The 11,457-nt window shown below is 37.9% G+C and carries 10 protein-coding genes; all 10 read right to left on the bottom strand.

The genetic code is table 11. From position 1 onward, the window contains the following. Positions 1-421 precede the first annotated feature (421 nt). The 10 genes from IQ230_RS20015 to IQ230_RS19970 all read right to left on the bottom strand — a co-directional run bounded on the left by IQ230_RS20015 (position 422) and on the right by IQ230_RS19970 (position 11,328). Positions 422-1,303: a sulfotransferase family protein gene (locus IQ230_RS20015; RefSeq protein ID WP_228055173.1), complete on the bottom strand. Its 882-nt coding sequence runs from the start codon at positions 1,301-1,303 to the stop codon at positions 422-424. Between the two features lie 107 nt (positions 1,304-1,410). After that, positions 1,411-2,565 carry an endo-1,4-beta-xylanase gene (locus IQ230_RS20010; RefSeq protein ID WP_193934014.1) on the bottom strand — a complete coding sequence of 385 codons (1,155 nt, stop codon included), beginning with the start codon at positions 2,563-2,565 and terminating at the stop codon, positions 1,411-1,413. A gap of 44 nt (positions 2,566-2,609) precedes the next feature. Next, positions 2,610-3,659, bottom strand: coding sequence for a glycosyltransferase family 2 protein (locus tag IQ230_RS20005; RefSeq protein WP_193934013.1), 1,050 nt, complete (start codon positions 3,657-3,659; stop codon positions 2,610-2,612). Positions 3,660-3,747: 88 nt separating this feature from the next. After that, complete coding sequence (locus IQ230_RS20000) at positions 3,748-5,031, bottom strand: O-antigen ligase family protein (protein ID WP_193934012.1); 1,284 nt, start codon at positions 5,029-5,031, stop codon at positions 3,748-3,750. 155 nt (positions 5,032-5,186) lie between these two features. Then, positions 5,187-6,374, bottom strand: coding sequence for a glycosyltransferase (locus IQ230_RS19995; RefSeq protein WP_193934011.1), 1,188 nt, complete (start codon positions 6,372-6,374; stop codon positions 5,187-5,189). Positions 6,375-6,564: 190 nt separating this feature from the next. Next, on the bottom strand, positions 6,565-7,455 hold the full coding sequence (locus tag IQ230_RS19990) for a sulfotransferase family protein (protein WP_193934010.1): 891 nt from the start codon (positions 7,453-7,455) through the stop codon (positions 6,565-6,567). Between the two features lie 108 nt (positions 7,456-7,563). After that, positions 7,564-8,475 (bottom strand): sulfotransferase domain-containing protein, encoded by a 912-nt coding sequence (locus tag IQ230_RS19985; protein WP_193934009.1) that lies wholly within the window; start codon positions 8,473-8,475, stop codon positions 7,564-7,566. 144 nt (positions 8,476-8,619) lie between these two features. Continuing rightward, entirely contained in the window at positions 8,620-9,528 is a 909-nt protein-coding gene (locus IQ230_RS19980) for a glycosyltransferase family 2 protein (RefSeq protein WP_193934008.1), read from the bottom strand. Continuing rightward, positions 9,525-10,469 (bottom strand): glycosyltransferase family 2 protein, encoded by a 945-nt coding sequence (locus IQ230_RS19975; RefSeq protein ID WP_193934007.1) that lies wholly within the window; start codon positions 10,467-10,469, stop codon positions 9,525-9,527. The genes IQ230_RS19980 and IQ230_RS19975 overlap by 4 nt, the downstream gene beginning before the upstream one ends. Before the next feature lie 25 nt (positions 10,470-10,494). Continuing rightward, positions 10,495-11,328 (bottom strand): glycosyltransferase family 2 protein, encoded by an 834-nt coding sequence (locus tag IQ230_RS19970; protein WP_193934006.1) that lies wholly within the window; start codon positions 11,326-11,328, stop codon positions 10,495-10,497. Positions 11,329-11,457: the final 129 nt, after the last annotated feature.

Below are 11,457 nucleotides of genomic sequence, written 5' to 3'. Positions count from 1 at the left end.
CCCAACTACTGCATTCAGGGTTGATCTTCTCATTGCCACTGCACTCGATTTAATTAATCCCGTGCATTTGAAAAACTGGTTTACTCACTGTTGCTACTGTGCCTCATAAAACTGCAATAGGCTGTATTTAACAATAAATAAAGATTTTATTATAATCTCGAAATAGATTAGAGTTTATTTACTTTTATAAGTAATTACAGATTGTAATGACGTCAGTGTTATCTCCAAGCAGTTATCTGTAGAAACACCATTTTGGAGACATCAGATTGCTTAAGTAAATCTTCGTAATTTAAGTTGGGCTTGTATTGTAAGTAGTCGCGCACTGTTGAATAGGCTGTTGTATGTAAAAGAGAGTAATTAACTCCCTTTTATTTTCTTCGTTGTGCAGAGTATTGCTGACAAATGGATACTTGTCGTGTTTCTACTTAAGCCATCCTGAGAGATCGCGTCCTAGTAGTTCTTGCATCTGTAGAATGTCTTCGCGATATTCTGCTACTAACTGTTGACGCATCTCAGGTGAAATCGGCGGTGGTGTATCAAAAACTTTACTTCTAACATAATGTCGTACTCCATCGGGTAGGAGTGTTTTCATCGCGGGTTTAATTGGCTTGAGATGATCGAGCAAATCGCTAAGAAATTGGTTTTTGGGAACAACGGATACATTATATTTACGAGATACATCAGGTTCAAAGCTGGAATCGACTTCCAAAAATTCAAATAAGTCTTTAATGACTCCTGCAGGGTTAGTGTTTAGATCTTCATACAAACAAACTTTAATTTGAGAACGGTCGAATAAGTCAAGATAGCGGCTTAACTGCTTGTAGTAGAATCCTTTGGATTTATAGTGCCAAAGAAAGACTGAATTTTCGCGAATTCGCGTTTCCTCTTCTTGAAGTGCGCGTCTAAAATCTTTCAGTGGCTCATGATTGTGCCTAATAGCATGCAAGAAGTTGGAATAGGCTCTTTCAGCTGGATGACGTAAAATAGCAATGAGCTTGGCATGAGGTAGGTAATGTTTTATTCGCTCAGCGGCTTGGGGAGCATAAATGTATGAGGGAGATGCTTCTCCGATTAATGATGATTCTGGTGCTCCTTGGAAAAGTTTTTGGTAGTCTCCAATGTTATTAATGACAGCAAACGATTCGTTGCGATCGGCTTCAGAGACTTCTGGATTTGCACCTTCATATGTAAAAAAATGTGGCTCCTTGATAGGACTCATGTAAATTTGCGGATGCTGTTTTAAGTAATAGTAGAGAGAAGAAGTTCCAGCTTTCTGCGCTCCTATGATCAGGAAATTAGGCATTGACATATGTTTCGGCATCCTTATTGTGTTGTTGGAAGCTTAGTTCATACCGAGTGGTAAATCGGTTACAAGCAAAACTACTGAGTTATACTGAGTTCTAAATGAGTTTATTTAACTTGACGTGGTGGAGCTTGATCAAAAGCTGATGCGATCGCATTCCATGCTAACTTACGTTCAAGTTGGGCATCTAGCGGTAGTGGACGTATCGGAGCACCATCCTGACGAGGGGCAAAGTTGGTCAGCCAAGTGTAGCGATCGCTTAGTCCCCAGGTGATGACAGTATTAACCGCAGGTTCATCTAGCACAAGTGATAAGTAATCTTGGTAAACTCCAGCAATAATAGCATCGCGGTTATTTGCTTCGAGAAGATTTTTTTCTAATACATCCATTTCCGTAATCAAAATCTTCAGATCGAGACTAGCAACCTCTTTAAGAAAATCTCTTAATTTTTTGGCATTAAAACCTTGAGGACTTGCACCTATATGCGATTGAATTCCCAAAGCATGTACAGGAACTCCTCTTGATTTCAACCGTTCTAAGAGCTTGAGAACTTGAGTTCTTTTCACTGCTGTTTTGGCATTGTCATATTCTAAGTTGTTGTCGTTATAGACAAGTAACGCTTGCGGATCTGCAGCAGCGGCTGTACGAAATGCCATTTCGATATAATCTACTCCCAATAACCTCAGCCAAGGAGTTTGCCGCAATCCATCTTTTGTTTTGTTAGGAACTATTGCTTCGTTAACGACATCCCAAGAGTGGATATTTCCAGCATAATGCTGGACTACGGTATTTATGTGTTCAGTTAATACTTTTGCAGCATTTGTTCGATCGACAGTTTCTTCAAACCACTTGGGTAAAGCCCGATGCCAAACTAAAGTGTGTCCTCGCAACAACATGTTATGTCTCTGCGCAAAGTTCGCCATCCAATCACTGCGGCTAAAATCAAACCGCTCAGGAGTAGGGCGTAGTGCCTGCCATTTTAATTCATTCGCAGGAACCAACATAGCGCACTCTTGAGCAAAGCGTTGCGCAAACTCTACATTTGTTGTAAGTACTTGATGTTGAGCAGCTGCTCCATAAATGAGTCCTTTATCTGCTGCGCGTTCTCGTAAAGGGGTATCTCCAGTTACAGCAAATCTTGCGATTCCTCGTTTTTGGGGTTGTTCGGGTGCTTGATGCCGATTCAGATAATGATTTGCGATCGCAACACCTGCACCTGCTGCACCTAAGCTGGATACAATAAGCGTGCGTCTTTTAATCATAGCTGGAATTATAGATGATGAAACTACTCAATTGCGCGGACTATCTAGACTACAATAGTCTCAGATGCTTGGTTTTTAGCTTGATCTTTTTGGATACGACGTTTTTGACTAGCGCCTATTACCTTCAAACCGATTGATTGTAGTTGAGTGTAAAACGGTTGAGGCAAAAACCATAGTGCATAAGCTGCTGTCAGGGTGACAAGAGTACGCCTAGGCTCTTCTATTAAAATACGCCAGTGAGTCATTAAGGCTCTACGGCTGAGATTTATTGCCATTGAACCGTCACTCATTGTGACTGCTTTACGCGCTAAATACCTCAGAGTATAAGCCATAGCTGGCTTCTCCCACTCAGCTACAACTGCTGGAGCATACAACTGAGCTTGTGCTATGAACTGATCCCAAGACTCCAGTGTTTTGAGCAGATTAGCTGAATTTCCTATCGAATGTAATCTATATGTAGCTAAAAGTTCAGGAATGACTTCCAATTTCCAGTTTGTTTTCACACAAATGCGGAACCAACATTCAGCATCTTCTGACTGACGCAAGTTCTCGTCAAAGTAACAATCTTCAACAATACCATCGTATTCTTGTTGAAATTTAATTCCTTCTAATACTTCTCGCCGAGTCACCAAACACGAAGGACTTACTATTGGATTGCGACACAAAATTGCTCCTGGGGTAATAACTTTGTACTCTGTCGCATTGTAAATGCCTAATGGTTTACCAACTTCATCAACAAAAGCACAATAACTAAAGCTAACACCTACATTTGGTGACTTTTCTAAATGATTGATATGCTTTTCTAATTTTTCTGGTACCCAGGTGTCATCCGCGTCCAAAAAAGCAATGTATTCTCCTTGTGCGTGACGAATGCCGTTATTTCTAGCTGCTGACGCACCTCGATTGTTCTGGTGAATAATTTTAATGCGAGAGTCTATAAATTGCTGACAAACTTCGATACTTGCATCAGGAGTTCCATCATCAACAAGAATAATTTCAAAATTTTTATACGATTGTGCTAAAACTGATTGCACAGCATCTGCAATATATTTTTCAGCAGCATAAACTGGAACAATTACAGAGACTTTTTTCATATTTATCAATGTTTATCGCTCAATCATGAGTTTCTTCTACAGAAAAATGAGTGTTGGATTGCTTATCTTGCTAATTTTTACATAAAATTTAATATCCTTTCAATGGATATGTCTGCTTGTACGACTTATCTACTAATTCTTTTACAGGTTGTTGTAATGGTTTCCACAATAATACTGCTATATAAAGTACCCAATATATATCGTTGCGAGAGAGAATAGTACTGTAAGTTACATTAAATAGTAACAAAACAGTTAGATACATAATAGGAAATAAAAATTCTGGTCTTTTATTTTGTCGAATATTACGAATAGCTTTAAGAAAAGCGAATAGCAAGCTCATTGTAAATACGGCAACTCCTAGGAAACCCAAATCAAGCCACAAATCTAAAATTCCATTGTGACCATGAGGAGGCGTCCATCTTACAAACTCCCACACAAAACTAGAATAACTTTGCCACCCAAGCCAGAAAGCATTGTAGCCATAACCTAACCAGGGACGCTGTAATATCATCACCCAAACAGCTTCCCAAAGAGGTGTTCTTCCCGTAAGAGTAGCGTCTTTTCCAATTAAAGACAATAGAGTGTCTGCTTCACTTACAACTAAGATAGATGCAGCACTAGCAACTAAAATTGAAATAATAAATATTGGTAAAAAGACCGTTGAGCGCCATCGCAAAGCTGCGTATAAAGGGAGAAGTGCTAGAGTCGTAACGCAAACGAGTAGTGAGGTCTTGGATGTTGAAAGAATTAGAAGCGCAAATGAGAGAATAAAGCCACTCCATGCCATCCATCGATACTTAGTTTTGTCTAATGCTAGGAGCAAAAATACTAATGTACTTAATGTCATAGCTCGACCTAAGTTATTCTTTTGGGCAAAAACCCCGCGCCACGCACCTGCATGAGGAAAAACATCAATACCATACCTTGGTATAGCTATAGCAAAAACAAAACTGAGTACTACCATAAGACCAAATGCCCAACCAAGAAGTCTTAGTTGCTCTCTTGGTTGGTATCTTACAGAGAAATAAACGCCAAAAATACTTGTTCCTAATAGGGCAAAACTGCGGCGGAGAGTTACAGATGGTACTACTGACCAATAGTATGAGAATAAAGCAATTCCTATTGCTACTATTGAAAGAAGTAAAGCTATATCTAAATTAAGGTTAGTAGGAATCTTTGTGAAACCTTTCAAGCGAATTAACAGCAACCCTGCAGTAATCGCATAAACTACAAACCAGATAATTTGAAATAAAGCACTTCCCTCAGCAGACGCACCATCAGGTCTTAATAAAACCCCAAGTACACCTCCTGTGAATAAAATTAAGGCAATAACTGTAAAACTATTTTCTGCTAGTTTTAAAAAGTTTTTCATTGGAGAATTAAACCATAAAAACTACTAAGTACCCTAGATTTTTACAAATTAATTGCTGTTTGGGTAAAGTTGTTCGCACTATTGATTAATCCTCCCTAACTTAAAGAATCGCTGATTGACAACTTTCCTCATTTTTGACAATGACCAAGTTTGAATTAACTAGAAAGAGAGCCTGTGCTAGCAACAACCTGATGTGGATTGTGGCGATCGCCTATAACCTGTTCATAAATCTTTTCTAGTAAACGTGCTTGCTTTTTTACATCAAATAAACTACATACACGCTGTGGTCCAAATGTACTGAAACGATGCCATAACTGCTCGTCTTTCATAAGCAACAAAATATAATCAGCGAGTTCTTCCCAATTACGTTCTGCGGCAAGAAACCCAACTTCACCATGCGCTACTGCTTCAGGAATGGCTCCACTTGCAAAGCTAACTACAGGAAGTCCCATTGCTTGGGCTTCGGCAAATACCATGCCAAATCCCTCAGCTTCACCCGATACGGCAGTAATACTGGGAACGCAAAATATTTTAGCTCTGTTCATCCAATCTTTTACAACATCTGGTGGTTGCACGCCAAGAAAACGATACTTTTGCAAGCTACTTTTAGCGAGTTCTTCTAAAGAAGAACGCAGTTCTCCATCGCCAATAATGACTAATTCCATCTCAGGTTGCATCGCCTGAACTTTACTCATAGCGCGAATTAAGTATTCACAACCTTTTTTTTCTACTAAACGAGCTACAAATAAAACCACAGGCTCGCGTTTAACAGACTCTGATTGAAATACCTCAGTATTGATACCAGTGTAGTGAACGAGAATTTTATCTGGTGGAAATCCTTGTTGCAAGAGATGTTCTTTCGATTGCTGCGATACAGTTAAAAAGAGACTAACCTCCTGCTTCAAGATTTCTCTTCGCTGCAGATATTGACGATAACTAAAATATGATTTTTGAGCGATGTCGTCCGCAATCATTTCCTCATACCCGTGGTAAGTTACAATCATTGGGATCTGTAAGTAACGTTTGAGTGGCAAAGCTAAGCTGCCACCTATACCAAAATGGGCATGAATCAGTAGTGGCTTTAATTTTTTCGCAGGTGCAACTAATGCAGGTGCAAAGCCAAACATCTTGAAGCTTGCTTCACGCGCCCAACCTAGTGGCGTGTACTTATTCAAAAGCAAAGTTCTTTCTGGGGGGGTGCGTAAACCTTCTTTGATTAAGCGTGAGCCTATGTAATAAGGAGTAAAACGCTCTAAAGCTTCTGCTTGTGCCAGAACAAAAGTCTCTGAAGGTGGTAATAACCAATCTCGGTAAATCAGCACATTTGGCTTTTGGTTAAGCATTCGTTAATTTATCCCCACGTAAGACTTCTGTACTGAATTACTGTCGAACTACTGATAATCTATTTACTACCCAATATTAAAAGCTAAAACAGAACTATTTGCGGTTAATAATTAGTGTTGTTAGTGTTGTCAGAATTATTTGCGCTTCAACTATACATTAGGGAGGAGCCGCATCAAACTGAAACTTTCATTATTCTAACCATTTCGATAGATCGCGCTGCAGAAAATCTTGAAGACTTAGAATATCTTTTCGATAAACTTCAATGAGATTCTGATGTATCTCCTTTGAGAGGGTTGGTGGCTTTTCGTAGATTTTGCTTCTCACATAATGACGTAATTTGTCTGGAACCAAAAGATTCATTGCTGGTTTTATAGAATTAAAATTTTTAATGAGAGTTTTTATAGCATCGTTTTTAGGCACGCCAGCCACGTTGTATTTCAACGATGTATCAGGCAGAAACGTATCGTCTACACCAAGAAACCTAAAAATGTCTTGTACCAACTTTATCGGATCTGTTTTTAAATCTTCGTAAAGATACACTCTTATTTGCTCTTGATCAAAAAGCTCTAAATAGCGCTTAAGTTGAGTGTGATAAAATCCTACGTTGACATAATGTCCCCATCCCCAGTTGCTGTGAATTCGGGTTTCTTCTTCTTGTAGAGCCTCAGCAAAGTCTTTGGCTGTTTCTCGTCCCTCTCTTACATGCATAATATATCCTGAGTAAGCCCGCTCTATTGGGTTTCTTAAAATCGCGATCAGCTTAGCATCAGGGATATACTTTTTAATACGCTCAGCAGCTTTGGGACTATAAAGATACAGCGGAGAGGCTTCACCAATAGCAATTTCGTTTGTAACTCCTTGAAATAACTGACGATATGTTTCGATGTCTGTAATTGCACTTTTACAGATATTCTCGCGATCGCCTGGTCCGCGAAAGTCTAGTTTATCTCCTTCAAGCGCAAAAAATTTTGGCTCTTTTTCAGGACTCATATAGATCTGAGGATGCTGCTTGAGGTAGTAGTAGAGTGCCGTTGTACCTGCTTTAGCTGCTCCGACAACTAGAAAATTTGGCATTGTCATACTGTTAGTTGTCTCCTTTGTTACAGAAATTGTCTTGTTGAGTAATCTATTCGCTAGCAGATGAGAAAAAAATATAAAAATAGATTCGGTTAATTTGGCTCAGTTTTTTTATTCTTGCAACCATTTGGATAAGTCCTTTTGGATAAGATCCTGTAACTTTAAAATGTCCTCTTTATATACTTCAATAAGTTGCTTACGAATGTCTTGTGCAAGAGGCGGCGCTTTTTCTAAATTATTATTATGTAGATTAAGCATAACGTTGCGACGTAAGCTTTTAGGAATGAGTGGTTTAAGAAGTGTCTTAACAGGATGATTCTCTGCTCTTAAAAACTCATGCAATGCTTTATTCTTAGGGATTCCTGAAACGTTATGTCTAGCAGTTGTATTAGGATTGAATGTATCATCTATACCAAGGAATTGAAAAGAATCTTGCAAGATACTCAAAGGATTTGAAGTAAAATCATCATGAAGATAAACTTTGATTTGCTCTTGAGGAAATAAGTCAAAATAGCGCTTAACTTGATGATAGTAAAATCCCATATGCTGATAATAGTAAATCGGCACCCAGTTATTTTGTCTGCGCCACTCTTCTTCTGCAAGAGCTTGAGGAAAGTCTAAGTTAGGCTCAAGTCCATCTCGCTTCTGAAAAACAAATGCCGAGTATGCTCTCTCAACTGGATTACGTAAAATAGCAATGAGTTTTACTTCTGGTATGTAATGCCGAATTCGTGCAGCTGCTTTGGGAATATACAAATACAACGCGGATGCTTCACCAATCGCTGTTTCTTTTGATTCACGAAATTGTTGTTGATAAGCCTCAAGATTAGTAATTGCAGTGCGATTTAACCATTCATTCTCACCTGCTGTTCCAGCAAAGTTTACCTTTTCGCCTTCAAAAGCAAAAAAATGCGGTTCTTTTTCAGAACTCATGAAAACTTGTGGATGCTGATTAATATAGTTATATAGTGCCGTTGTACCTGCTTTAGCTGCACCGATAATTAGAAAATTGGGCATTTTCATAGCTAGCAAACTTCCTTGTTCAAAACTCGTAAAATATAGTCGAGAAAATTTAATATATAGACTTTTTTATATATTCTTGAAACTATGTACATAGCAGATTTTTTAACCATGATTTAAATATTCTTTTAAAGACCGATGAAAGAGTCACGATTTTAAGTAAAAGTAAACAGATCTAGCACTAATTTCCATTTTCTCCCAAGGTGAAATACTAGATAAATAAGTTTTGATAACAAGTGTATCTTCAGGTGTAATTCTGCCAGTTTTTCGAGCAATACCAATACCACGAGAAAATAGCTTATTTGTATATTTTGCTAAAAATGGCCATTTTTCACGTAAGTTATATGCGGTTAAGATGGCTACTCTTGCTACTAGATGTTGTTTGTCAGGTTTTTCAGTGTAATTATTACTGCCGTGTAATCTCAAATAAGCTAGTTGGTTATCTAGAAAGTAGCCTTTACTTAAAGCTGCGGCTGCAATTTTTAAATAGTTATCACTTGTGATTCTGATGATTTCAGGCATGGGTAAGATTTGCTGGAGAAGCGATCGCTCAAAACACAAGCCAGAGGTTGCTGGGCTATAAAATGGTAGCTTTCCATCATTTTTCAGTTGTGCTCTAAAGTCACATATGCGCGTGCCGCTTTCACGACTTAGCTTGATGTACTCACCCGTTTTTGCCTCTACAAATCGTAACCGATGGAAACACCAGCCAATATCTGAGTATTGATTAAATATTTTGACTATCTCTGTAACTTTCTCTGGAATAAACACGTCGTCAGAGTCAAGCATACAAATAATATCGCCGCTGCTTGCCTTAAATCCGGCATTGAATGCAGATGCTTGTCCGCCATTTTCTTTAAGAACAGGAATGATTTTATCTTGATAACTTGCAATGACTTCACGAGAGTTATCAATTGAGCCATCATCCACTACAATAATTTCAATGTTGGTGTAAGTTTGACTTAAAACACTTTCTATGGCTTCAGGTAAAAAGCGACCATAGTTGTAATTATTGATAATTACACTAACCAAAGAATTCAAATTTGCTTCGCTCATGTTCTTGCTTGCTTGAAGCTTAAGTTAATAGCTAATAAAGCTGTTTTCAAACCAAATTTGACTGTTTTTTTGTTAATTCCCCAAGTTGGAATTTTTAGTAATAGCATAAATAAGTCTTTACTAGAACCATTTAGCAAATAATAGTTTCTAGCATCCATTGAATCAAAATAAGAAACTACTGGTTTTTTATTGTGTTCCTTTAATTTTGAGTTCAAAAAGGACTCTATTTTAGAAATGAATTCTTTGTTCTTTACTTTTGATTTCCCATACCAATTGTTTGCATTATGAAGTCGATATTTCGCTAACACCTGATCAACTCCATAAACTTCTCCTATCAATAGGGCTGGTCGAACAATAAATTCGTCAGCAGAAGTAAGTACACCTTGTTCCGGAATTGGAAATATTTGTTCAGCGAGTGCTCGACTCATGGCGATCCCACTTGTAGGCGAAGCTGCGTAAGGAAAAAATCGATATTGACAAGTGTAGTTGTATAAATTCGCTGGTAAATTGTAAGGAGACTTGGGTAATTTCTGTCCTAAAGGTACTCCGTTTTTATCGATACATTCTAGCAAGTGGTAGAGCATTACATATGAATTTTCTACCATTTTACTCAACAGTATATTACAGATTTCCTGAACCTTGTTTGCATAGAAAACATCATCTGAATCTAAGAAGAAAATGATATCTCCTTGTGATGCTGCAAACCCAGCATTAAATGCAGAAGCTTGTCCGCCGTTTTTCTTTATGATAGAAATAATTTGACTACCATATTGGGCAATAACTTGTGGTGAGTCATCAGTTGAGCCATCATCAACAACAATAACTTCAGTGCGAAAATACGTTTGGTTAAGGGCACTATCGATGGCTTCTTTTAAGTAACAACTATAGTTATAGTTGTTGATAATTATACTTACTAGCGGAAGCTGGCTGTCAGCATTCATGAGTCTAGCTATCCAAGTAAGGAATTTAAGATGTTCGTATTCCTAATCTTTTCCCAATTCGCGGTAAAATTTCATTGGGATTTTTTGAAAAATATTCGAGTCGTTTTTCAGCTTTATAATACTCACGTTTGACAGCGACTAACCCTTGTTTATATACAGGAAGTTTTCGCAAATATTTCTGCATTAATTGCCGCAAACGGATAGCATTTTGACCGCTATTGATATCATTAACTGTTTTTGTGCCTGAGATTTGACGATAATTGCCCCAAATCTCATCGACATATTTCACGTTTGCTACTTGTACAGCTTTTAGAAGAAAATCGACATCCATAGCATAGTGTTCATCAACTTCATAAAGTCCTACTTTTTCATGAAGTGATTTGTGGTAAAAATAAGCCGATGGATTAAAAGGAAACGGGTTAATGTTGTAGCCAACTAAAAGATCAGTAATTTTCAGTCTTTTTGGTCTATTGATTCGTTTTAGATTGTTATCATCATCGAGGATATTGCAGTTACCAACAAGTAGACTCGGTTCAGGTAACTTTTCAAAGATTTCTGATATGCGATTTAACACATTAGGCTCATAGAAATCATCAACATTGAGGATTGCAATAATATTGCCTTTTGTCATGGCAATTCCTTTATTCATTGCATCTGATTGTCCTCGATCTTTTTCTGATATCCAACGAATATGTGGATAAGATTGAGCAGACTTTTTGATAATGTCTACCGTCGCATCAGTTGACCCACCGTCAACAATAATATGCTCTATATTTGAGCATTTCTGGTCAACAACAACTTCAATACAATCTTCGATGTATTTTTCGCCATTGTACACTGGCGTAATGACGCTGATCATGGGTATGTTTTGTCGCTTTCTTTTAGTGATTCGTGTTTGTGTGTGATATTACTGATGCTGCACAACACTTATACCACAACCAGGCATCAATAGTTAAAAAATAATAAAGCCACGCACAACAAGTGCTAT

It is taken from the genome of Gloeocapsopsis crepidinum LEGE 06123, from assembly GCF_015207655.1.
Classification (GTDB): domain Bacteria; phylum Cyanobacteriota; class Cyanobacteriia; order Cyanobacteriales; family Chroococcidiopsidaceae; genus Gloeocapsopsis; species Gloeocapsopsis crepidinum.
The sequence above is the reverse complement of the archived record's forward strand: the minus strand, read 5'-3'. Positions and strand labels throughout refer to the sequence as shown.

Bases quoted from the DNA above. Each gene is read 5' to 3' on its own strand.
- IQ230_RS19975 (WP_193934007.1), bottom strand. From the start codon at position 10,469: ATGAATGCTGACAGCCAGCTTCCGCTAGTAAGTATAATTATCAACAAC.
- IQ230_RS20000 (WP_193934012.1), bottom strand. From the start codon at position 5,031: ATGAAAAACTTTTTAAAACTAGCAGAAAATAGTTTTACAGTTATTGCC.
- IQ230_RS19970 (WP_193934006.1), bottom strand. From the start codon at position 11,328: ATGATCAGCGTCATTACGCCAGTGTACAATGGCGAAAAATACATCGAA.
- IQ230_RS20015 (WP_228055173.1), bottom strand. From the start codon at position 1,303: ATGCCTAATTTCCTGATCATAGGAGCGCAGAAAGCTGGAACTTCTTCT.
- IQ230_RS20005 (WP_193934013.1), bottom strand. From the start codon at position 3,659: ATGAAAAAAGTCTCTGTAATTGTTCCAGTTTATGCTGCTGAAAAATAT.
- IQ230_RS20010 (WP_193934014.1), bottom strand. From the start codon at position 2,565: ATGATTAAAAGACGCACGCTTATTGTATCCAGCTTAGGTGCAGCAGGT.
- IQ230_RS19985 (WP_193934009.1), bottom strand. From the start codon at position 8,475: ATGAAAATGCCCAATTTTCTAATTATCGGTGCAGCTAAAGCAGGTACA.
- IQ230_RS19990 (WP_193934010.1), bottom strand. From the start codon at position 7,455: ATGACAATGCCAAATTTTCTAGTTGTCGGAGCAGCTAAAGCAGGTACA.
- IQ230_RS19995 (WP_193934011.1), bottom strand. From the start codon at position 6,374: ATGCTTAACCAAAAGCCAAATGTGCTGATTTACCGAGATTGGTTATTA.
- IQ230_RS19980 (WP_193934008.1), bottom strand. From the start codon at position 9,528: ATGAGCGAAGCAAATTTGAATTCTTTGGTTAGTGTAATTATCAATAAT.